Raw genomic sequence first — 22,220 nt, 5'->3', positions numbered from 1 at the left:
GGGCGCGGATCAGCGCGAAGCAAGGCGGTCGATGGCGGCGGCATAGCCTCGATGGCCATGCTCAAGCGTGCGTGCCACCCGCCCGGTGGTGGTCACGCTGACCCCGGTGCGCTCGTGGATCTCGCGGTACGGCACGCCCTGCTGCAGCAGCGGCACCACTTTCCAGCGGTCGGCCATGGCCTCCAGCTCGGCCGGGGTGCACAGGTCGCGCAGGAAGGCCTCCACCTGCGTCGGCTCGCGCAGGGCGGCAAAGGCCCGGGCCAGGGCTTCCAGGTCGGCCTTCGGGTCTTTGGCGGCAATCTCGGGGCGGGCTTTCACGGGGTCGTTTCCATGCATCAATGTAATAGCGCGTTAGTACATTAGCGCATTCTTGCGCAGTGCGTCAAATCGAGGATTGAGGGGACGGCAGGGCTGCTGCCCTGCACCCGCCAAGAGCCAGAGCAAAAGCAAATGCTGATTTCCTGAGCGTTGGCGGGGAGGGTCCGGTAGCAGGGGACGCCGTAAACCCATCCGTGGGGGCTTGGTCGCCGCTTGCTCGTGTGCGCAATCCTGCGCACACGGCAAGGCCGGGGTTGGGCGTCCTGCCCAACCCGCCCGAGGCATGCCTCGGGCCCATGCGGCTCACACCCCTGCCACCGGACCCTCCCCGCCTTCGACAGTTGACCGCGATCTGCTGAATCTCGCTGGGAAAGTGATCGAGAACAGCTTTTGTAGAGACGAGCCACGCTCGACTGCGCTTCGTCCGGAAACGCGAAACGCCCACCAAAGGGCGGGCGTTCTTCTTTCAAATCAACAACCTGGCCGACTCAGGGCAGACAGCGCACCTCGGCCTGCAGCGCCCCGCGCCGCAGGCATTCGCCGAACAGGCTGCCCTGCCGGCTTGGCAGGGACTGGATGTTCTGCAACGCCCCTGCGCCCGCCGGACACGTCCGCGAGGCCAGGGCCTGCAGGTCGCCCTCCAGCTGCGCGCGATCGATCACGTGGCAGCGATCGACCTGCAGCCGGTACTGTGCCGGCCCTATCCGTGCACTGTGCAGCGCCGGGTCGCTCTGGCAGCCCGCCAGCAGGAGCACGCAAAGCGCCCCTGCGGCGGCCCGCATCACGCCATCGCCTTGGACTGCTCCAGCTCCACCTGCAGGGTGCTGGCCAGCTCGTCGCGGGAGACTTCGAACTGCTGCTCCCGCAGCAGGTCCTTCACCGCCACCACGCCGCGTGCCAGCTCGTCCTCACCGGCCAGCACCACGAAGCGGATGCCCGCCTTGGCCGCGTACTGGAACTGCTTGCCGATCTTCTTCGGCTCCATCTGCACTTCGGTGTTGATGCCACCGGCACGCAGGCGGCGCGCGATATCCAGCGACTGCGGCATGCCCTGCTCGTCCATCAGTGCCACCAGCGCCTGCACGCTGCTGCCCTCGATGCCATCGATCAGGCCGGCTTCGCGCAGCTGCCAGAACAGGCGCGACAGGCCGATGGAAATGCCGACGCCCGGCAGCCTGGACTTGCTGTAGTGGCTGGCCAGGTCTTCGTAGCGGCCGCCCGAGCAGATCGAGCCGATCTGCGGGTGATCGGTCAGCGTGGTCTCGTAGACGGTGCCGGTGTAGTAGTCCAGGCCGCGCGCAATGGAGAAATTCAGGCAGTACGCGGTTTCCGGCACGCCCAGCGCCTGCACCAGCTGCAACACTTCGCGCAGTTCCGCCACGCCAGTACGCAGGACCTCCGAAGAACCCGCGTCGGCTTCAAGCGTGGCCAGCTGCGCCAGCGCATCGGCGTGGCCCTGCGAACGCACGGCCACGAACGCCAGGATCTTCTCGACCTGTTCGGCCGGGATGTTGAAGCCCTCGCCCACCAGCGTCTCGCGCACGTAATCGGCGCCACGCTTGTCCAGCTTGTCCACTTCGCGCAGCACCGCCAGCTGGCGCTCGCCTTCGGCCACGCCCAGGCTCTCGAAGAAGCCGCGCAGCAGCTTGCGGTTGTTCAGCTGGATGCTGAAATCACCAATGCGCAGCTCCGAGAACACCGCGTGGATGACCGCCAGCACTTCGGCGTCGTAACGCACGCTCAGGCTGTCCTTGCCGATCACGTCGATGTCGCACTGGTAGAACTCGCGGAAACGGCCGCGCTGGGCACGCTCGCCACGGTAGACGCGCTGCATCTGGTAGCGACGGAACGGGAAGGTCAGTTCGTGTTCGTGCTCGGCCACGTAGCGTGCCAGCGGCACGGTCAGGTCGAAGCGCAACGCCATTTCCGGCAGCGAACGATCGCCCGACTCGGCCGCGTTGGCCAGTGCGCCGGTGGACTGCACGAAATACACCTGGCGCTCGGTCTCGCCGCCAGACTTGGTCAGCAGTACATCGGACAGCTCGAACACCGGCGTCTCCACCGGCAGGAACCCGAAGCGCTCGTAGTTGCGGCGGATGACGTCCAGCATGCGCTGGAACGCAATCTGCTCGCGCGGCAGCAGCTCAAGGGTGCCGGGCGGGGTACGGGGCTTGATCACGGGCGAAACTCCTGCTGGAACGGGACGTGGGAGGGGGCGACATTCTAGCGCCCCCGCCTCGGGCAGGGTCGAACGGCCGCTTGAAGTATCATAAGGCCCTCCCCCGCCCGCGATACGCCCACGCAACATGTCCCGGCCTTCCGGCGCTCCGCCCGCCACCAACGATCCCGCCTCGCCGTCCTGCACCACGCTGGACTGCCTGCACTGCTCGGTTCGCCACCTTGCGGTGTGCTCGGCGCTGTCGCCCGATGAAGTGCAGGCGCTGGAACAGGTCACCGTTTCGCAGCAGGTGACGATGGGCAGCACCCTGGCCCGCACCGGCGAGGAACGCCAGCATGTCTATACATTGACCGGCGGAGCGCTGCGCCTGGTGCGCACCCTGGCCGACGGCCGGCGCCAGATCAACGGCTTCGTGCTGCCCGGCGACTACCTGGGCCTGAGCGGCAGCGACCACCATCGCTACGACATCGAGGCCATCGCCGACAGCCGCGTATGCCGCGTCGCGCTGCCACAGATGAAGGCGTTGCGCAGCCGCTTCCCGCACCTGGAGCGCAAGCTGCTGCAACGTGCCTGCCAGGAACTGGACGCCGCACAGGATGCTGCGCTGGCACTGGCACGCCTGCAGCCGGCCGAAAAGCTGGCCGATTTCCTGCTGCGCCTGGCTGCACGCGAGGCCAAGCTGGGTGGCGACGGCCTGCGGGTATCGCTGCCGATGGGCCGCGGCGATATCGCCGACCATCTGGGCCTGACCATGGAAACGGTCAGCCGCACCTTCACCAAGCTGCGCCAGCAGGGGCTGATTGCCCTGCCCCACCTGAACGTGGTGGAGATCCTCGACGAGGACGGGCTGCGCACGTTGGCCGGTGAAGGATTGATCTGACCGCATCGCGGTCCATGGGGTTGCCGGCCAGCGGCCGGCACTACCTGTGATGTATCTCTCCGGTAGTGCCGGTCGCTGGCCGGCACCATGCCCGATCCGTGCTGCATCCCCCGGTAGTGCCGGCCGCTGGCCGGCAACCCCGTCCATCTCCGGTCAGCGCAGCAACACCTCACGCAACGCCGCGTAATCGGCAGCCAGTGGTTCGGCGTGCGCCGGCCGCTGCAGCAGCGCGCCCAGCGCCGGCGGCACCGCCACCGGGCCACCGATCAATGGCTCGACCACGGCCTCGAACTTGGCCGGATGCGCAGTGGCCACCACCGCCCAGTCGCCCTTGGCACCGCGCACCCGCAGGTCCTGCAGCACCTTCACCGCTGTCGCCGTGTGCGGGCAGAACAGTTCGCCGCTGCTGGCATGCGCTGCCGCAATCGTTGCGCGGATGGTCACGTCATCCACCGCGAACGCGCGGAATGCCGCGCGCAGCTCTGCATCATCTCCGTGGTAAAGCCAGCGCAGGCGTTCGAAGTTGCTTGGCGTACCCACATCCATTGCATTGGCCACCGTCGCCACACTTGCCTGCGGCTGGTAGTCGCCGCCATTGAAGTACGCCGGCAGCACGGCATTGGCATTGGTGGCCAGCACGATCTGACCGATCGGCACACCCAGCGCGCGCGCCAGCACCGCCGCCATCGCGTTGCCAAGATTGCCGGTCGGCACCACCAGGTTGAGCCGGCGGCGATGCACCGCGTAATGAGTCAATGCCGCATGTGCGTAGTAACTCATCTGCGGCAGCAAGCGACCGAGGCTGATGCTGTTGGCCGAGCTAAGCGGCACCTGTGCCTGCAGTTCGCGGTCAGCCAGCGCCTGCTTGACCATGGCCTGGCAGTCGTCGAAGGCACCGGCCACGCGCAGCGCCTGGATGTTGTCGCCGAAACAGCCGAGCTGATGCGCCTGGCGCGGTGACACGCGGCCATCCGGATACAGCACCACCACGCGTACGCCGGGCTGGCGATGGAACGCCGCCGCCACTGCAGCCCCCGTATCGCCGGAGGTGGCGACGACGATCGTCAGATCGCGGTCCTCGCCGGCCTGCAGCCGCGACAGCGTACCGGCCAGGAAGCGCGCGCCGATATCCTTGAACGCTGCGGTCGGCCCATGGAACAGCTCCAGCACGTGGTCACCATCGCCGAGCGCACGCAGCGGCACCGGGAAGTCGAACGCTTCGCGGCAGATCGCCGGAAGCGCAGCCTCAAGTGCATCACCAGCGAAGAACGGTGCCAGCAGATCGGCGGCGGTATCGGCCAGGGTCGGCCCAGCCTGCAGTTCGCGGGCGGCCGGCAGAAGCACGGGAACATACAGCCCGCCATCGGGCGCCAATCCGGCGGCGATCGCCGCGCTGAGGCCAACGGCTGGAGACTGGCCGCGGGTCGAAACAAATTGCATGGGTTCGGCATCCAGTAAAGGGGAAAGATTCAGCACAAGCGGGCTCCCGGTGCGTCCAGCGGCGATACCCAGGCGTCACTGTCGAAGCCGACCGCAGCGAACGCTGCCTGCACCGGCGCCGCGGCGGCACGCGCCTGGTCGGCATCCTCGAACCAGGCGAACACGCTGGGTCCGGCGCCGGAGATGCCCGCGCCCATTGCATGGGACGACAGCGCCGCATCGCGCGCAGCCTCGAAGCCGGCAATCAGGCCGGCCCGTCGCGGTTCGACCAGCACATCGCGCAGGCCCGCGCGTACCAGCGCCGCGTCACTGCGATGGCAGCCACTGAGCACCAGCGCGAGGTTCGCGCTCTGTGCCACGAACTCACCCAGCGCATAACTGCCCTGCAGGGCCTGGCGGGCACGGCGCGTTTCCAGCACCGCGTGCGGATGCACCAGCAGGCTGTGCCAGCTGGCAGGCACCGGGATCGGCAACAGGCGATCGGCCGTACACAACGCCAAGCCACCCAGCAGCAGCGGGCCGACGTTGTCACCGTGACGGCCACCACTGGCCACCGCCTCGCCATCCAGCGCGTACGGGTACAGCGCCTCGCGCGGCAGCGGGGCCTGCAGCAGCGCATTGGCGGCGACCAGCGCCGCGACACTCGACGCGGCCGAACCGCCCATGCCGGAACCGAATGGAATGCCCTTGTCGATCTCCACCGAGAAGCCGAAGTCCAGGGCCAACCCTGCGCGCAGCGACATCAACGCCGCACCCGCGGTGTTTCCAGCCGCATCCAGAGGCAGCGCGACGGCACTGCCACGGATCGCCTCGATGCGCACCAGCGGCTCGTCGATGCGGCGCACGCTCACGGTATCGCCAACGCCTGCAATGGTATGGCCAAGAATGTCGAAGCCGACCGCCACGTTGGCCACCGACGCGGGCGCGAACGCACGTGCGATCACAGCCGCGCTCCTTCGCCAGCGGCCACCCGCAGCAGGTCAGCGAACACGCCCGCCGCCGTCACTTCCGGTCCTGCACCCGGACCCTGCACCACCAGCGGGTTGTCGCAGTAGCGACGGGTGCGGAACTGCACCACGTTATCGGTCAGCCGCAGGTTGGCGAAGGCGTGGTCGGCTGGCAGTTCCTGCAGGCCTACCGAGGCGCCGTCGGCGCCCAGCTGTGCCACGTAGCGCAGCACCGCGCCACGCGCCCGCGCGTCCTTCAGGCGCTGCAGCAGACTGGCGTCGGACTCGCCCAGCCGCGCCATGAAGTCGTCCACGCTGCCATCGCGCAGCAGCGCCGGCACCAGACTTTCCACCTGCACCTGCTCCAGGCTGAGTGCGTGGCCGGCCTCACGGGCCAGGATCACCAGCTTGCGCGCGACATCCACGCCGGACAGATCATCGCGCGGGTCCGGCTCGGTGTAGCCCATCGACCGCGCCTGCGCCACCAGCGCGGAGAACGGCTGGCTGCCATCGAAACGGTTGAACAGCCAGGCCAGCGTGCCGGAGAAGATGCCCTCGATGGCCAGCACCTCGTCACCGGTATCAACCAGATCGCGCAGCGTGGTGATCACCGGCAGGCCCGCGCCCACCGTGGCCTCGTAGCGGAAGCGCGCACCACTGGCCGCCGCCGCGGCGCGGATGCGCTGGTAGCGTGGCAGCGGGCCGGCGCCAGCCTGCTTGTTCGGAGTGACCACGTGGATGCCGGCTGCCAGCCAGCCCTCATAGCGCTCAGCCACCTCGGCACTGCCACTGCAGTCGATCACCACCGCATGCGGCAGGTGCGCGGCCAGCAGGTGATCGGTGAAGCGATCCAGATCACTGGACTCACCTGCTTGCTGCAGCGCTTCGCGCCAGTCGGCGTGCAGGCCATCTGCATCCAGGCGCATGCGCGAACGCGAAGCCAGCGCGCGCAGGCGCAGGTCGACGTTGGCCTTGGCCAGCAGCTGCGGGCGGGCGGCCAGCAACTGGTCCAGCAGTGCGGCACCCACGTTGCCCGGCCCGATCACGCCGACCGCGAAGGTCTGCGGCGACAGCCAGAAGCCGGCATGCGCAGCGCGCAGCGCACGGGTGGCATCGGCACTGTCCACCGCGACCGAGATGTTGCGCTCGGACGAGCCCTGCGCGATCGCCAGGATGTTCACCTGTGCGCGCCCCAGTGCCTCGAACAGGCGTGCGGCCACGCCCGGCTGCCCAGCCATGCCGTCACCCACCGCCGCCAGCACGCTGACGCCGTCACTGACCTGCACGCGCTGCACCTGGCCCACCGACAACTCGTGCGCGAACGCGTGCAACAGCGCCTCGCGGCCACGGCCGGCTTCGGCAGCACGCACCACGCAGCAGATCGAATGTTCCGATGACCCCTGCGAGATCATCACCACTGACACCTGCGCCTGGCGCAGGGCGGCAAATACGCGCTCGGCAGTACCCGGCACGCCGATAAGGCCGGTGCCCTCCAGGTTCAGCAGGGCCAGTCCGGGGCTCAGGGTCAGGCCCTTCACCGGCCCGCGCGGCGAGCGCTCGGCACTGATGCGCGTACCCGGATGCGCCGGTTGGAACGTATTGCGGATGAAGATCGGCAGGCCCAGGCGGATCGCCGGCGACATGGTCTGCGGGTGCACCACCTTGGCGCCGAAGTACGCCAGTTCGCAGGCCTCGTCGTAGCTGAGCGATTCGAGCTGCACGGCTTCGGGCACCAGCCGCGGGTCGGCCGACAGCACGCCGTCGACGTCGGTCCAGATGTGCAGTTCATCGGCATTGAACAGCGCAGCAAAGATCGCACCGGAGTAGTCGCTGCCGTTGCGGCCGAGCGTGGTGATGCGGTCATTGCGATCACGTGCGACGAACCCGGTGGCCACCAGGCGCGACTGCGGATGCTGCAGGCGCCACTTGGCCAGGCGATCGGCACTGGCCTCCCAGTCGACATCCACGCCCAGTTCGCCATGCCCGACCACCAGCACCTCGCGTGCGTCGAGCACCGCACAGTCTTCGCCCAGGGCCCGCAGGTGGGTACCGAGCAGCTGCGCGGAGAACACTTCGCCCAGCCCCTGCACGCGGTCCAGCACCTCGCGCGGCAGCTCGCCGATCACCGCCAGCGCGGCCAGCACTTCGGCCAACTGATCGAAGCGGGCATCGATCCATTCGACCGTCTCGCCCACCTGCTCGCCCAACAGCGCCACGGCAGCGCCGCGATGTCGCGCGCGCAGGGCATGCCAGGCCTCACGCCAGCCTTCATCGCCCTTGGCCGCCAACTGGGCCAGTTCGATCAACGCGTCGGTGACGCCCTTCATCGCCGAGACGACGGTGACCTGCAGCGATTCGGGACGGGCCAGCAACAGGCCGGCAACATGGCGATAGCGTTCGGCATCGGCCACCGAGGTGCCGCCGAACTTGTGCACGACAGTGGACGGTGCAGCCAGGTCGGCCGGGGCAACGGAATGGGCGGGGGCGTGGGAAGACATGCAGACCTCGGTAGGAGGCCCCGTCGCATGCAGGTGTCGAGTTTCCCCGCCACCTGTATGGTGCGGGGCCGTGGTTTTCGGGAGTTACACGAAGACGACGGGCCGCACCAGGGCAGTGGTGACGGTGGTGGTGGTAATGGCGGTGGTGGCGACCGGCGCAGTCGAACGACCCGCAGTGGCGGGGGCGATCAGGCTGGCGTGGGCGGCATCAAGGACCATGGCGCACAGAAAACACTGTGCGCCCGGCCGCTGTCAAGTGCTGCGATGCAAAAATCCACTGCCGCGATCATCGGCCAACATGCCGGCATTTGGTTGCAACTGAGACCAAGCCGGCATCAGCACGCTTGACGACCGCATTCAGCCGGCATGTTCGGCGATCGCCCGTGGCGTACGATGGGCATGCGCGCACAGCATCACGCCGGCCACCAGGAACACGATCGCCAGCGCTTCCAGCAGCGAAGGCCAGCGTCGCTGCCAGGCAAACGCGTACAGCAAAGCGAACAGGGTCTCGAACACGATCATCTGGCCGGTCAGGGTCAGCGGCAGCAGGCGGCTGGCGCGGTTCCAGAACGCGTTGCCGAGGATCGAGGCCACCACTGCCACGCCCGCGCTGATCGCCCAGAATCCACCCCACTGTGTCGTCGTGTGGCTGCCGGTGTGGCCGATGAAGGCCATCGGCACCAGCAGCAGGGCCAGGCCGCCGGTGGTGACACCGGTCAGCAGCGACCAGTCATGGCTGGACAGATCCGGCCTGCGCGCCAGCCAGCGGCTGTTGCCGATCGAGTACAGCGCCCACGAGAACAGCGCACCAAACGCGCACGCCAGTCCGATCACGCGTTGCCGCCACGGCGTGGCCAGATGCTCGGACATCAGCGCTTCCCAGCCGACCAGGGCGACCCCCAGCACACACAGGCCCAGCGCTGGCAGCAGCTGCTTCAACGGCACCGCGCCCTGCTCGCGCACACCGACCAGGGTGACCACCACCGGAATCAGGCCAACGATCAGCGACGCGGCGGCACCGCCTGCCCATTGCACGGCGGTGGCCAGCAGCAGGAAGTACACCAGGTTGCCGGCCAGGCTCAGCCACAGCAGGCCGATCCATTCAGCGCGGCCCAGCCGCGGTGCCAGCCGCTTCCAACGTGGCAGCAGCAGGGCTACCGCAATCAGGCCATAGACCAGGTAGCGGCCGGCGGACAGCTGCAGCGCATTGAACGACTGCAGCACGGCGGGCGCGAGAAAGACCACGCCCCACAGCGCGCCGGCGGCAACGCCGTTGGCGATGCCCAGGGCCATCGGGTTGTTGCGCATTCGGGTTCTTCGGGGGAGAGAACGGGCCGCGCAGTGTAAGCGCTGGCCAGCGCGGGACTCTTGACCGAGGCTACTGCCCTGACCGGCCGCGCGCGTGGGACGCCGGGCATGGGCTCGACGCTACAGTCCGCCGGTCCTGCGCCACGCAGCGGGGGTCTGGCCACATTCGCGGCGCAGCGCACGGGTCAATGCGCTCTGCTCGGAATAACCTGCAGCCAGCGCGATGTCGCTGATCGGCGCCGCGCTGGTGCGCAGCTGGTGCTTGGCCCAACGCAAGCGGCACGCACTGAGCCAGGCCTGTGGGCTCAGCCCGAACTCGCGCTGGAACAACGCGTGCAACCGGCTCTCGCTGACACCGACAAAGCCGGCCATGCGCGCGACCGGCCACGCCTGCCCGGGATTGGCCTGCACCGCCGCGCACAGGCCCTGCATGCGCGCGCCGCTGCCCGCCGGCGCAAACGCCTGGAGCAGCTGCGGCAGCAGGGCCGGCAATGGTTGGCCCTCACGCACCTGAGCCAGGCACTGGCGCAGCGCCAGCGGCAGATGCAGCCATCGCTGGCGACACAGATGCTCCTGGGTGCCGTCATCGAGCACACCGGGGGCGCAATCGACAATCACGAAACCATTGGGGCCGTCAGCCATCTGGTCATGCGCTTCGCCAGCTGCAACGAACGCACCCTGCAGCAGATCCAGGCGCCCACCGCGCCCCTCCATCTCGAACTGCAATTCGCCCTGCAGCGGCAGCACCCACTGCGCATAGTCGTGGCGGTCCAGGCCGGTGGCCTGGCCGTAGTGCCGCAGGTGGAAGATCGCGCCCATATGACGAGTGTGCGCGTGCTGACATTTCCCTGCAACGCGGCCCCGGCGCCGGCCATGCTATGTTCCAGACGGTTCCAGACGCAGGGATGGCAGGATGAACAGCATGATCCGATTGCTTCCGCTGGCACTGGCCAGCGTCTTTCCCCTGGCCGCTCAGGCCCTGGCCCCGGCCACGCCACCGGCCGCCGAGCGCATCGCACCCGCACCGCACTGCCTGGACGCACGTGACGTACGCCAGGTCGAGCAGGAGACGCCGACCGCCATCGCGGTCCGTGACGGCAAGGGCCAGGCCTACCGCATCGATTTCAACGCAGCCTGCCCGGGCGTCAACGAAGCCAGCGCACTGCGACTGGAGGCACCTTCAGGCTGGGCCTGCGGCCGTCCCAGCGAGCAGGTGGTGGTGGATGGCCGCCGCTGTGGCGTCGGCAGTGTCACTCCGATCGACAACCGCGAGTTCGCCAGCACCGCGCGCCAGAGTAGCCGCCTGTATGCGGCCACCCTGCCGCGGGTGAACGTGACCGCCACGGGCAAGCCCAGCCGTGGCAGCAACAGCCCTCGCCACACCTTCCAGGCCTCGCCGGCGTTCTGCTTCGCCACCCGCCACGTGCGCAGCTGGAACGAGGATCCCCAGGGCGTGGTGGTGGAGACCAATCCGCGCCGCAATGGCGGCAACCGCTACTACCGCGTCGAATTGGCCGGCAGCTGCTCGATCCTGGCCGGGGCCACCTCGGTGGAATTCCAGTCGGGGTTCCAGAACGGCCTGATCTGTGGCAACCCGGGCGATCGCATCGTGGAGACGCCGTCCGGGATCCCCGGCGACATGCGCGCCAGCACGCCGCGCTTCGCCCGCCCGGGCTGCAGCGTGCTGGCGGTCTATCCGAAAGACGTGCCCGACCAGGCCTCGCGCTAGCCGTCGACGCCGAGGAAGGCGAACGGTGCGCTGGGTACGAAGTGGCCCAGTGCATCACCAGAGAAGGTATTGCGCTGGTCCGGGCCGAGATCGAGCTTGAGCACCTGGCCGCCGAAATCGACCTTGTTCAGATCGACCCAGAAGGTATTGGGGGTCAGCGCCGATTCGAAGAAGTACAACCGCCGCTTGTGGTCAGCCACCGTGCGCCAGCGCGTCGATGAGATGTTCGGCTCGCCCGGCGTGGTGATGCCGTACGGCACCGACGCATTGCGGATCACGCTGAACACGCTGGCCAGCGCTTCCACCGGATCCTCGGCCTTGGGAATGGCGTTGATGTAGAACGACGCACGCGCGAAGCGGTCGGACGAGCGGTTGGTACCCGGCAGCATCACCGTGCCACCGATCTGCTGCCAGTAGCTGTTGAGTGCCAGCTGCTGCTCGAAGATCGGCGAGTTGGTCATCACCTGGTAGCGCCGGTCATGGTGGATCACCTGGCGGCCGCCGATGTACTCGACGATGGCGCTGTCGCCGCTGGCATCGGACAGCGACAGGTGCAGCGTGGCCTGGCGGTCCTCACCCGGCACCTTGTCGGTGACGATCGAGTACGGCTCGCGCTTCAGCGCGGCGACCGCCTCGTCTACGGTAGCGAAGTTGTCCAGCACGTACTGTGCCCACAACGAGATGGCCAGGCCCGGCTTGTTGCCGCGCTGCTGTGGATACTCCGATTCGACCAGCCACAGCAGGTTGGCCACCAGGCCTTTCTCGTTCATGCCATCGGTCGTCGATACGTCGTAGCCGGTGGCCACCACCGAACCATAGCGCGCGGTCCAGGCCAGCGACTTCGGCCCGGCCTGCCCGGTGCGCGCGATGCCGCGCGGGAGCACGTAGAGGTTGGTCGCCACGTCGACCTTCCAGTCCATCGAGCGCGCGGTGATGACATCGCCGTTGTCGCCCAGGTACACCGCGCGCGTGCAGGCCAGCGCCGGTGCCACCGCGGCAGCCAGGGCGACCGCCAGCATTGCCTTGCCCGTCCACTTCATCCGTACCATGTCGTTGTGCTCCTTTCCCCGTGATCCATGGATGTGACCGCACGCAGGGTGACACAGGGGTGAAGCCTCAGCGTACGACGCGATCGTGCAGCCAGAAACCTGCAAGCATCGCTGGTACGAACCACAGCGCCTCACGCGAGGCCACGGCCAAGCCGGCAATGGCTGGCCCCGGGCAGTAACCCGCCCAGCCCCAACCCATCCCGAACAACGCAGCGCCCAGCAACAGCCGGCCATCGATGCCGCGTGCAGTCGGCAACTGGAAGCGCGTCGCACACAGCGGTTGTGCGCGGCGCAGTACCCAGCGCTGCCCCACCGCGCTGACCAGCAGCGCCGAGGCCAGCACCCAGGCCAGGGTTGGATCGAAGTCGCCGGCCACATCGAGAAAACCGAGGATGCGCCGTGGGTCGGTCATCCCGGCCAGCGCCAACCCTGCGCCGAACAGCGCCCCCGCCGCGCCTGCCGCCCAGGTCGCCCGGCTCACGCCAGGCCTCCGCCGTGGCGGATGAGGAAAGTGGTCAGCATCGCGCAGGCCATGAACACCAGCACCGCCAGCAGCGATCGTTTCGAGCCCCGCGCCATGCCACAGACGCCGTGGCCACTGGTACAGCCACTGCCCAAGCGGGTGCCGAAGCCCACCAGCAGGCCGGCGCCAACCAACTGCCAGGCAGGCAAGGCGTCGCGCAGCAGTACCCGCGGCGACGCGTCGGGCAGCGACTGCCACCACAGCACCAGCCCGGCTGCTGCAAGCAGGCCAGACAGGAAGGCCCAGCGCCATCCGCGCTCGCCTTTCGCTGCGCGCAGGCTGCCTGCGGCGATCCCGCTGATACCGGCCACGCGGCCGAGGGTGGTGAGCAACAGCACTGCGGCGGCGCCGATCAGCGCCCCGCCAGCCACCGCAGTCCAAGGCAGGTTCATGCCCTGCCCTCATTCACGCCATTCATGGGATTGCCCTTTTATTTAGATTTATCTAAATTAGACACTTCTAAACAAAAAGGTCAACCATGCCCAGCACCCCGCTCGACAGCGCCGCGATGGCCGAGCACGCCGCACAGGCTGCTGCGCTGCTCAAGCGCCTGGCCCATCCTGCCCGCCTGCGCGTGCTGTGCCGCCTGGTCGAAGGCGAAGCGCCGGTACCGGAGCTGCAGGCACTGACCGGATTGAGCGCATCGGCGCTCTCGCAGCATCTGGCCGTGCTGCGCGAACTGGATATCGTGGCGACCCGGCGCGAAGCGCAGGCCATCCACTACCGCGTGCTTGAGGGGCCCGCACTGGGCGTATTGCAGGCGCTGCATGCCGCCTACTGCGGCGGCGGCACCGCGCGTTGACCCTCAGCCGGCGTGCAGTGCCGGCTGCACGACGTTGTCGAGCAGATCCACCGGCGTCGGCGCGGAGCGATCGCCCTGCAGGGCACGGGTGAAACCCGACCAGTCACTGGATGACAGCTGGCGCAGCAACGCCTCCTCCACCGGCAACGCGCGCATCGACCAATATGGAAACTGGCGCTGGCCGAGGCGGCCACGCGCCAGTTCGATGATGTCGATATGGCTGCCGGCCTGCAGGATGCGTTCGTAGACCGAATCGATGCCATCCGGCGGCCCTTCGATGTACTGCAGGAAACGCCCGCCGTCGTGCAGCAGCACACCGGTCACGCCGGCCATCTTGTTGAAACGGGCCGCATCGTCGACCAGCGCCTGCAGCCGTTCAGCGGAAAGATCCGGCAGCGCCCGGCTGACATAGGCGATCGCACGCAGTGGCATGGTGCTTCCTTGACAATATGTGTCGCCACGGTAGCAGTTGCGGACGAGCCCGTCTCAGATCCACGGCACGCTTGCTGAAGAATTCAGTTTGCCGCGTTTCCCGGGCTTTCACCGCGCCGCGGCAACGTCGCCTCGAACACCACCTGCCCTGCTTCGTTGCGCGCGCCGATACGCCCTCCATGGGCGCGAACGAACTGATCGACGATGTACAGGCCCAGCCCCAGGCCATTGCTGGGGTGGAAGCTGGCCTTGAACGGCTCGAACAGGCGCGGCAGCAGCGCGTCGTCGATCCGTCCGGCATTGCTCACCCGCAGCAGCACGCTGCGCGGATCACGGCCGTCCACCTCCACCCTCGCCTCGCTGCCATGGGTGAGCGCGTTGCCGACCAGGTTCGCGGCGACCTGGCCCAGCCGATCCAGATCGCCCTGCAGGCGGGTATCGCCCAGCGTGTCGAGATGCACCCGTGCGTGGCCGTGGGCACTGCCCGCCTCGGCCACCACCGCACGCGTGACCTCCGCAAGATCACAGGCACTGGCCTGCAGGCGCAGGCCACCGCTGCGGATCCGCGAAAAGTCCAGCAGCTGCTCGACCATGCGCGCCATGCGCAGGGTGCTGGCTTCCAGGTACTTCAGGGTCTGCTGCGCACCGGTATTGTCCGCAGGAAGCTCCAGCGCCAGCTTGTCGGCGCACAGCAGGATCGCCGACAGCGGCGTGCGCAGATCGTGGGTGAGCACGGCCGCCATCGTCTCGTTGAGCTTGAGCGAACGCTCCAGCGCCTCGTTGCGCGCCTTCAGCAGCTGGCGCTGCTGGTAGAGCTCGATGAAGACGTTGACCTTGCTCAGGATCACCTGCGGCGCCACCGGCTTGTGCAGGAAGTCGACCGCGCCGGTTTCGTAGCCCTTGAACGCGCGCAGCGGATCGTCCGGCGAGGCGGTCAGGAAGATGATCGGCACATCCCGACTGCGATGCGAACCGCGCATCAGCTCGGCCAGGGTGAAGCCATCGATCTCCGGCATGTGCACGTCCAGCAGGGCCAGCGCCACCTCATGCTCCAGCAACAACTCCAGCGCGTGTGCGCCCGAGCCCGCCAGCAGCAGGTTCACGCCCTCGCGCTGCAGCAGCGCCTGCATGGCCACCAGGTTCTGCGGCACGTCATCGACGATCAGCAGGTTGACCGGGGTCTGCGACTGCGCAGGGTCCGGTGGCAGCAGGTTCATGCAAACAACTCCTTCAGGCGACGGCACATCAATTCGAGGGGCAGCACGGCATCGGCGCCAGCGTGCTGCAGGGCGGAGGCCGGCATCATCGATGCCTCGGCCTCCTCGGGACATTGCAGCCAGGCGCGGCCGCCGGCGGCACGCACCGCGGCCACCCCTTCACTACCGTCGCTGCTGGCACCGGTCAGCAGCAGGGCCAGCACCTGCGCGCCGAACACGGCCGCGGCCGACTCGAACAGCGGATCGATCGCCGGGCGCGAAAACAGCACCGGTGCATCCACCGACAACGCCAGCGAACCGGCGTCTTCCACCAGCAGGTGATAGTCCGGTGGCGCAAAGGTCACCGTGCCACGCTGCAGCGGCTGCTTGTCCTCGGCCTCGCGCACCGGCAGCGCGCAGTACGGCGCCAGCACTTCGGCGATGCGGCTGCTGCGGTCGCGCGGCAGGTGCAGCACTGCCAGCACCGGCGCCGGCAGTGCCGCAGGCAGCGCACCGAGTACCGCCTGCAGCGCGGCGACCCCACCCGCAGAGGCGCCGATCACCAGTATGGCCGGGCGTGTCGGCACGCTCATCAGGCCACTTTCCGGTACAGGCGATGCTCACGTGAGCAGACATCGAACGCACCGTGGTGGCGTCCGAACTGCAGCGACTCCTTGCTGCCCAGGCCAAGGAAGCCGCGATGCACCAGCGCTTCGCGGAACAGGCCTACCGCGCGATCCTGCAGGTCGCGGTTGAAATAGATCAGCACGTTGCGGCACGACACCAGGTGCACTTCGGAGAACACGGTATCGGTGGCCAGGCTGTGGTCGGCGAACACCACGTTGCGGCGCAGCTGGCGATCGAACACTGCGCCATCATAGGCCGTTGCGTAGTAGTCGGACAGCGACGCCGTGCCACCAGCGGCCAGATAGTTGCGGCTGAACTGGGCCATCCGGTCGATGCCATAGGCGCCGGCCTCGGCGGTGGCCAGCGCTGCCGGATTGATGTCGGTGGCATAGACGATGCTGCGCTCGAGCAGGCCTTCCTCGTGCAGCAGGATCGCCAGCGACCACACTTCCTCGCCCGTACTGCAACCGGCCACCCACAGCTTCACCGACGGATAGGTGCGCAGTACCGGCACCACCTGCTCGCGCAGCTCGCGGAAGTAGGCAGGGTCACGGAACATTTCCGACACCTGCACGGTGAAGAACTGCATTGCCTGCGCGAACAGGTCCGGCTCGTGCAGCAGGCGGTGCTGCAGGTCGGCCAGCCGCTCGCACTCATAGCGCTGCATGGCCTGGCGGATGCGCCGCCGCAGCGACGACACCGCGTAGCTGCGGAAATCGTAGTGGTAGCGCTGGTACAGCGCTTCCAGCAGCACTTTCAGTTCCAGGTCGAACAGCGCCTGTTCGTTCATTGCCGCGAGCACCAGACACGGCACAGCGAGACCAGCTTGTCGACATCGATGGGCTTGGCGATGTAATCGTTGGCACCGGCCTGCAGGCAACGCTCACGGTCGTCCGGCATGGCCTTGGCGGTCAGCGCGATGATCGGCAGATCCTGCAGGTGGCGCTGCGCGCGGATCTCGCGCATCGCGGCCAGGCCGTCCTTCTCCGGCATCATGATGTCCATCAGCACCAGGTCGACCTCGCGTTCGGCCAGGCGATCCACCGCTTCCTGGCCATTGCGCGCGATCTCCAGCGTGACACCGAGCGGTTCGAGCACGCTGGACAGCGCGAAGATGTTGCGCACATCGTCTTCGGCCAGCAGTACGGTACGGCCATCGAGCACGGTGTCGCGGCGGCGTGCCTCGCGCAGCAGGCGCTGCTGGTCGCTCGGCAGGTTGGCCTCGACGCTGTGCAGGAACAGGGTCACTTCGTCCAGCAGGCGTTCGGGCGAACGCGCGCCCTTGATGATGATGCTCTTGGAATAGCGGCGCAGGCGCTGCTCTTCCTCGCGACCGAGCGCGCGGCCGGTGTAGACGATCACCGGCGGGAAGCCGACGTCATCGTTGCCGGCCATGTGCTCGAGCAGGTCGTAGCCACTGCCATCGGGCAGCGACAGGTCCATCACCATGCAGTCGAAGGTGACCGTGCTGAGCTGCTCCAGCGCGCCGGCCAGCGTGCCCACCGCAACGATCTGCAGCTGCTCGCGGCCCAGCAGCAGCTCCAGGTTGTGGCGCAGCTCGCTGTCGTCCTCGACGATCAACAGGCGCCGCATGTCGCGCTGGCTGGTCTGTTCCAGCTGCTCGATGGCCGTCACCAGCCGCTCGCGCGTGGTCGGCTTGATCGCGAAGCCGATCGCGCCCAGCTCGCGTGCGACCTGGCCGCGTTCCATCGCCGAAACCACGTGCACCGGGATGTGGCGGGTGTCCGGATTGCGCTTCAGGCGCTCCAGCACGCTCAGGCCGGACACATCGGGCAGGCCGATATCGAGCAGGATGCCGTTCGGCCGCAGCTCGCTGGCCAGTGCCAGTGCTTCTTCCGCCGTGCTGGCCACCACGCAGTCGAAGTCCAGCTCGTGGGCCAGCACCACCAGCGCTTCGGCGAAGGTGGCGTCGTCCTCCACGGCCAGGATCAGCCGGCCCGCACGCTGGCGCCGGCCACGATCATCGGCCACGCTGGCTGCTGCCGCGATCGCGCCGGACGCACTGACCGGAACCTGAGCTGCGGGCACCGGCACATGCACAGGCGCGACCACTGGCGCCACGATGCCAGCCGCGGGCGCCTCGTTGGATTCAAGCGCAGGCGCCCCCTGCAGCGGCAGCTCCAGGATGAAGCAGCTACCACGGCCCGGCTCACTGTCGACCTGGATGCCACCGCCCATACGCTCGGCCAGGTCGCGCGAGATCGACAGGCCCAGGCCGGTGCCACCGTAGCGGCGGCGGGTGCTGCCGTCGGCCTGCCGGAAGGCCTCGAAGATCACCTGCAGCTGCTCTCGGGCGATGCCGATACCGGTATCGCAGACCTCGAAGCGGACACGGCCGTTGCCGCCCGCACGCACGTGCAGGCTGACCTTGCCGTGTTCGGTGAATTTCAGTGCATTGGCCAGCAGGTTCTTCAGGATCTGCTGCAGGCGCTGGTTGTCGGCGACCAGCTGGCTCGGTGCCAGGGTATCGGCCTCGATCTGCAGGGCCAGGCCCTTCTGCCGCGCCATCGGCTCGAAGGTCTCGCGCAGGCGCTGCAGCACGCTGTCCACCACCACGACTTCGTCGGCCAGCTCGACATGGCCGGCCTCGATGCGCGACAGGTCCAGGATGTCGTTGATCAGGGCCAGCAGATCGTTGTTGGACGACAGGATCGCGCGTGCGTACTTCACCTGCTCCGCGGTGAGCGTGCCGTCCTTGTTGTCGGCCAGCAGCTTGGCCAGGATCAACGAACTGTTCAGCGGCGTGCGCAGCTCGTGCGACATGTTGGCCAGGAATTCGGACTTGTAGCGCGAGGTGGCAGCCAGCTCGTTGCTGTTGCGTACCAGCTGGCTCTGCGCGACCAGCAGTGCCTGCTTCTGCGCTTCCAGCTCGTGGGTGCGCTCTTCCAGCTGCACGTTGCTCTGTTCCAGCTCGGCCTGCTGCTGCTCCAGGTGTCCTTGGGACTGCATCAGGCTGCGGCTCTGCTCTTCCAGTTCCTCGTTGGCCACGCGCAGTTCTTCCTGCTGGGCCTGCAGCTCCTCGCCCTGGCGCTGCGATTCTTCCAGCAATACCACCAGCTGCGCGCGCAGCAGCGAGGCGCGCAGCGCCATGCCGATCGTTTCGGTGCAGCGCTCCAGCAGTTCGTCGTCGAGGTCGCGCTGCGCGCCGATGCGCGCGCGGCCCAGTTCAATCACACCGACCACGGCGCCGTCGCTGCTGATCGGCGCCAGGATGCGCTCGCGCACCGGCACACGCCCCAGGCTGGTCTGCAGGTCGAGTACGGCGGCGTCATCGCCATACAGGTGGCGGATCCGCTCGTCACGCGCCACCTGCCCGGCCAGTCCCTCCTGCAGGGCCAGCGACGCTGGCGTGCCAGAGGGCAGCGCCATGCCGCCGGTCAACTGCAACCGCCCGCCTTCCAGGCGATAGACCGCCCCGACGTCGGCATCCAGCTGGCCAGCAAGACTTGCTGCCGACGCTTCGGCAATCTGCTCCGGCCCGAGGTCACCGCGCAGGCTCATCGCCACCGCGTTCTCGGCCTCCTGCAGCCAGAGCGCGCGCATCGCCTGGCGCCGGGCCTGGATCGCGCGCGAGACGATCAGCGCGATCATTAGGAAGGCGCAGCCACCGATGGTGCGGTTGACGAACGAGAACGACGAGTTGTTGCTGGCTGGCGCCACGTTGAAGCCGATCACCAGCAGGACACAGGCGATCATCGCGACCACGAACGGCGCACGCGCACTGCGCTGGAACACCGTGACGCCCACGGCCAGGAAATAGGCCAGCCAGACCGCGTATCCCAGCGGCACCACCAGTTCCAGCGCGATGGTCGCCGCCAGCAGCACGGCAGAGGTCATCCAGATCCAGCGGTCACGCGTAGTGGCACCAGGACGCATGCAGGTCGGTTCCAGAAGACAAAGGGTGGGTGATGGTACTCCCTGTCGTATTCAGCCGCACAGGACCAATGGCACGTGCCTGCCGTGCACGCATCCTTCACACTGCACTGCCTAGCTTCACGTCCCTCTCAGGGGTAACACTTATTTCCACGTGGACGCTGCCGCTTCTACGACGTCCGTGCTGACGGACCCTTCCCGACAACTGCGACTGCTGATCGACAGCGTGCGCGACCATGCGCTGTACCTGCTTGATCCCGAAGGCATTGTCTGCAGCTGGAACCCCGGTGCGCAGCGGATCAAGGGCTACGCCGCCAGCGAGGTCATCGGCACCCATTTCGGCCGTTTCTACCTGCCCGCCGAGCGCGAGGCGGGTGAACCGCAGCGCCTGCTGAAGCTGGCCGCGCAGCAGGGCCAGTACGCCAGCGAAGGCTGGCGCATCCGCCGCGACGGCTCGACATTCCGCGCCAGCATCGTCATCGAACCGGTGGTCGAAGACGGCGAACTGCTCGGCTTCGTCAAGATCACCCGAGACATCACCGAGCAATGGCAGGCCCAGCGACTGCTGCGAGATGCCCAGCGTGCCCTGCGCAACACCCAGCAGTTCGAGACAGTCGGCCGCCTCAGCCGCGGCCTGTCGCACGAATTCAACAACCTGTTGACCACCATCGGCAATGCACTGGACCTGCTGTCGCTGCGCGTCGCCGGTGACGCACGCGCGTCTGAACTGCTCGATGCCGCTCAGACCGCCACCGATCGCGGTGCGCTGCTGACCCGGCAGCTGCTGGCATTCAGTACCGGCCAGACCCTGATCCGCGAGCCCGTGGATATCAATAGGCTGCTGCAGCAATGGTTGCCGGACCTGCAGCGCGCCTGCCCGGCCCACGTCGTGCTCGAGGCCAGCCTGGCACCCGGGCTGCCTCGGGTGAGCACCGATGCGATGCAGCTGCAGACCGCGCTGGCCAACCTGGTCGCCAATGCGGCCGAGGCCACGCTTGAGGGGGGCCGCATCCTGATCGGCACGTCTCTCGAGCACCGCCTCGACCCGGACGCGGACACCGCGTTGCAACGCGGCTATGTCACGCTGAGCGTCTGTGACGAAGGCCATGGCATGGCGGCCGACATCGCCGAGCGCGCGACCGAACCCTTCTTCACCACCAAGGACATCGGCAAGGGCAGCGGCCTGGGCCTGAGCCAGGTGTTCGGATTCACTACCCAGAGCGGCGGCTTCGTCGATGTGTCCACCACGCCCGGTGTCGGCACCACGGTCAGCCTGCTGCTCCCCGCAATAGAGGACCCTGCCCATGACCGATGAACCGATCCGCGTACTGATGGTGGAGGACCAGAACGATCTGCGCGAGATGATCGGCCTGGCCCTGCGCGATTTCGGCATCGAGGTGGCCACCACCGCCGATGCGCATGAAGCCGCTGCGTTGCTGAAGGGCGAGGCGCGCTTCGACGTGGTGTTCAGCGATATCAGCATGCCCAACGGCATGTCCGGGATCGAACTGAGCGAGCACGTCGCCCGCGAACAACCGCAGGCACGCATGATCCTGTCCTCCGGCTATGCACGCTCGCAGCTGCCGCCGCTGCCGGAGCAGGTGGAGTTCCTGCCCAAGCCCTATCGCCTGCGCCAGCTGGTCGAGTTGTTGAAGCAGGCCTGACGGCCTGAAGGGCCGGATGGACCGCTATTTCGCCGAGGCCTTCATCGCACCGTGGCGGAACGACGCCAGCAGTGTTGATGCCGCCATCGCGGGCGCCATGCGGCCACGTGCCAACGACCAGGTAATGCCGTAGAAGCAGGTCCAGTAGAAGTCGGCCAACCACACCGCACTGAATCCGACGTTGAACACGCCGGCATTCTGTCCCCGTAGGAAGAACACCTCGAAACGCCCGCCGATCGGCGCCCAGCGTTCGGGCAGCAGATGCAGGTCCCCCTGCCGCTGCTGCTCTTCCATCATGCGCGCGAACACCAGCGTTACAAGTTCCCAGTCGGCCAGCAGGGCGTGGGTCACCTGTTCCAGTACCTGCATCGCATCGGCATCCCCGTCGAACCACGTGGCTGCAGCTTCCAGACGCTCGAAACCGGCAGCAAACAACGCCTCGTCGATCGCTTCGCGCGTGGGGGCGAAGCGGTACAGCGTCGCGCGACTGATGCCGGCGCCACGAGCCAGCTCACTGAGCGTGCAGCGCGGATGGCTGACCAGGGTCGCCGCCAGGGCATGGTGCAGGTCGCGGCGTGTACGGGCTGCGGTGGGTCGCATGGAGAAGCCTGGACGTGGGGTGCACTCACGCTAGCATGAATCATTAATTAATAAACTGAATCACGAGTGATTCAAACGAATAACGGATGCGCTACAACGGAAGCGCGTCCGGTGCACCCGGGGTCGGTGCATGG

The 22,220-nt window shown here is 67.7% G+C and carries 22 protein-coding genes; 5 read left to right on the top strand and 17 right to left on the bottom strand.

Features of this window, described 5'->3' with window-relative positions:
* Positions 1-9: 9 nt before the first annotated feature.
* The 3 genes from EGM71_RS09225 to hisS all read right to left on the bottom strand — a co-directional run bounded on the left by EGM71_RS09225 (position 10) and on the right by hisS (position 2,497).
* Positions 10-318 carry a YerC/YecD family TrpR-related protein gene (locus EGM71_RS09225; protein WP_182267712.1) on the bottom strand — a complete coding sequence of 103 codons (309 nt, stop codon included), beginning with the start codon at positions 316-318 and terminating at the stop codon, positions 10-12.
* A 488-nt stretch (positions 319-806) separates the two neighbouring features.
* Complete coding sequence (locus EGM71_RS09220; RefSeq protein WP_223224561.1) at positions 807-1,073, bottom strand: hypothetical protein; 267 nt, start codon at positions 1,071-1,073, stop codon at positions 807-809.
* A gap of 26 nt (positions 1,074-1,099) precedes the next feature.
* Positions 1,100-2,497 carry a histidine--tRNA ligase gene (hisS, locus tag EGM71_RS09215; protein ID WP_188489352.1) on the bottom strand — a complete coding sequence of 466 codons (1,398 nt, stop codon included), beginning with the start codon at positions 2,495-2,497 and terminating at the stop codon, positions 1,100-1,102.
* 127 nt (positions 2,498-2,624) lie between these two features.
* Between hisS and EGM71_RS09210 the strand changes: the two genes are divergently transcribed.
* Positions 2,625-3,377, top strand: a complete 753-nt coding sequence (locus tag EGM71_RS09210; RefSeq protein ID WP_188489350.1) for a Crp/Fnr family transcriptional regulator — start codon at positions 2,625-2,627, stop codon at positions 3,375-3,377.
* A gap of 153 nt (positions 3,378-3,530) precedes the next feature.
* Here the strand turns inward: EGM71_RS09210 and thrC are convergent, their stop codons facing one another.
* The 5 genes from thrC to EGM71_RS09185 form a co-directional block, all read right to left on the bottom strand.
* The gene (gene thrC / locus EGM71_RS09205) at positions 3,531-4,817 is read right to left on the bottom strand and encodes a threonine synthase (protein WP_188489348.1); all 1,287 of its coding nucleotides are present in this window, start codon (positions 4,815-4,817) and stop codon (positions 3,531-3,533) included.
* A gap of 29 nt (positions 4,818-4,846) precedes the next feature.
* Positions 4,847-5,761, bottom strand: a complete 915-nt coding sequence (locus tag EGM71_RS09200) for a homoserine kinase (protein WP_188489346.1) — start codon at positions 5,759-5,761, stop codon at positions 4,847-4,849.
* Positions 5,758-8,262 carry a bifunctional aspartate kinase/homoserine dehydrogenase I gene (gene thrA / locus EGM71_RS09195; RefSeq protein ID WP_188489344.1) on the bottom strand — a complete coding sequence of 835 codons (2,505 nt, stop codon included), beginning with the start codon at positions 8,260-8,262 and terminating at the stop codon, positions 5,758-5,760. The genes EGM71_RS09200 and thrA overlap by 4 nt, the downstream gene beginning before the upstream one ends.
* A 357-nt stretch (positions 8,263-8,619) precedes the next feature.
* The gene (locus EGM71_RS09190) at positions 8,620-9,570 is read right to left on the bottom strand and encodes a DMT family transporter (RefSeq protein ID WP_188489342.1); all 951 of its coding nucleotides are present in this window, start codon (positions 9,568-9,570) and stop codon (positions 8,620-8,622) included.
* Positions 9,571-9,690: 120 nt separating this feature from the next.
* Positions 9,691-10,389, bottom strand: a complete 699-nt coding sequence (locus tag EGM71_RS09185) for a helix-turn-helix transcriptional regulator (protein ID WP_188489340.1) — start codon at positions 10,387-10,389, stop codon at positions 9,691-9,693.
* A 103-nt stretch (positions 10,390-10,492) separates the two neighbouring features.
* On the opposite strand from EGM71_RS09185, the gene EGM71_RS09180 reads away from it, so the two are divergent.
* Complete coding sequence (locus tag EGM71_RS09180) at positions 10,493-11,299, top strand: DUF6491 family protein (RefSeq protein WP_223224560.1); 807 nt, start codon at positions 10,493-10,495, stop codon at positions 11,297-11,299.
* Here the strand turns inward: EGM71_RS09180 and EGM71_RS09175 are convergent.
* From EGM71_RS09175 to EGM71_RS09165, 3 genes are all read right to left on the bottom strand, one after another.
* A complete protein-coding gene (locus EGM71_RS09175; RefSeq protein WP_188489336.1) occupies positions 11,296-12,348 on the bottom strand; it encodes a linear amide C-N hydrolase in 1,053 nt (350 codons plus the stop codon). The two genes, EGM71_RS09180 and EGM71_RS09175, sit on opposite strands and share 4 nt — an antisense overlap.
* Before the next feature lie 67 nt (positions 12,349-12,415).
* The gene (locus EGM71_RS09170; RefSeq protein ID WP_188489334.1) at positions 12,416-12,829 is read right to left on the bottom strand and encodes a DUF6691 family protein; all 414 of its coding nucleotides are present in this window, start codon (positions 12,827-12,829) and stop codon (positions 12,416-12,418) included.
* Positions 12,826-13,263, bottom strand: a complete 438-nt coding sequence (locus EGM71_RS09165) for a YeeE/YedE family protein (RefSeq protein ID WP_188489332.1) — start codon at positions 13,261-13,263, stop codon at positions 12,826-12,828. The genes EGM71_RS09170 and EGM71_RS09165 overlap by 4 nt, the downstream gene beginning before the upstream one ends.
* Before the next feature lie 86 nt (positions 13,264-13,349).
* Between EGM71_RS09165 and EGM71_RS09160 the strand changes: the two genes are divergently transcribed.
* Positions 13,350-13,673: an ArsR/SmtB family transcription factor gene (locus EGM71_RS09160; protein WP_188489330.1), complete on the top strand. Its 324-nt coding sequence runs from the start codon at positions 13,350-13,352 to the stop codon at positions 13,671-13,673.
* A gap of 3 nt (positions 13,674-13,676) precedes the next feature.
* Here the strand turns inward: EGM71_RS09160 and EGM71_RS09155 are convergent, their stop codons facing one another.
* From EGM71_RS09155 to EGM71_RS09135, 5 genes are all read right to left on the bottom strand, one after another.
* Positions 13,677-14,105, bottom strand: coding sequence for a BLUF domain-containing protein (locus EGM71_RS09155; RefSeq protein WP_188489328.1), 429 nt, complete (start codon positions 14,103-14,105; stop codon positions 13,677-13,679).
* Positions 14,106-14,188: 83 nt separating this feature from the next.
* Complete coding sequence (locus EGM71_RS09150) at positions 14,189-15,322, bottom strand: hybrid sensor histidine kinase/response regulator (RefSeq protein WP_188489327.1); 1,134 nt, start codon at positions 15,320-15,322, stop codon at positions 14,189-14,191.
* Entirely contained in the window at positions 15,319-15,894 is a 576-nt protein-coding gene (locus EGM71_RS09145; protein ID WP_188489325.1) for a chemotaxis protein CheB, read from the bottom strand. Before EGM71_RS09145 ends, EGM71_RS09150 begins: the two co-directional genes overlap by 4 nt.
* A complete protein-coding gene (locus tag EGM71_RS09140) occupies positions 15,894-16,718 on the bottom strand; it encodes a CheR family methyltransferase (protein WP_188489323.1) in 825 nt (274 codons plus the stop codon). The genes EGM71_RS09145 and EGM71_RS09140 overlap by 1 nt, the downstream gene beginning before the upstream one ends.
* A complete protein-coding gene (locus EGM71_RS09135) occupies positions 16,715-19,825 on the bottom strand; it encodes a response regulator (protein ID WP_188489321.1) in 3,111 nt (1,036 codons plus the stop codon). The genes EGM71_RS09140 and EGM71_RS09135 overlap by 4 nt, the downstream gene beginning before the upstream one ends.
* Positions 19,826-19,976: 151 nt before the next feature.
* Here EGM71_RS09135 and EGM71_RS09130 point away from each other — a divergent pair, with 151 nt between their 5' ends.
* Together EGM71_RS09130 and EGM71_RS09125 are read left to right on the top strand one after the other, a co-directional pair.
* Positions 19,977-21,137: a two-component system sensor histidine kinase NtrB gene (locus tag EGM71_RS09130; RefSeq protein ID WP_430544076.1), complete on the top strand. Its 1,161-nt coding sequence runs from the start codon at positions 19,977-19,979 to the stop codon at positions 21,135-21,137.
* On the top strand, positions 21,127-21,486 hold the full coding sequence (locus tag EGM71_RS09125; protein WP_188489317.1) for a response regulator: 360 nt from the start codon (positions 21,127-21,129) through the stop codon (positions 21,484-21,486). The genes EGM71_RS09130 and EGM71_RS09125 overlap by 11 nt, the downstream gene beginning before the upstream one ends.
* Before the next feature lie 24 nt (positions 21,487-21,510).
* On the opposite strand, the gene EGM71_RS09120 is transcribed toward EGM71_RS09125, so the two are convergent.
* On the bottom strand, positions 21,511-22,086 hold the full coding sequence (locus EGM71_RS09120) for a TetR/AcrR family transcriptional regulator (RefSeq protein WP_188489315.1): 576 nt from the start codon (positions 22,084-22,086) through the stop codon (positions 21,511-21,513).
* Positions 22,087-22,220: the final 134 nt, after the last annotated feature.

It is taken from the genome of Stenotrophomonas maltophilia (assembly GCF_006970445.1).
Classification (GTDB): domain Bacteria; phylum Pseudomonadota; class Gammaproteobacteria; order Xanthomonadales; family Xanthomonadaceae; genus Stenotrophomonas; species Stenotrophomonas maltophilia_AU.
Note: the sequence above shows the minus strand (reverse complement) of the source record. Positions and strands in the feature narration are given on the sequence as shown.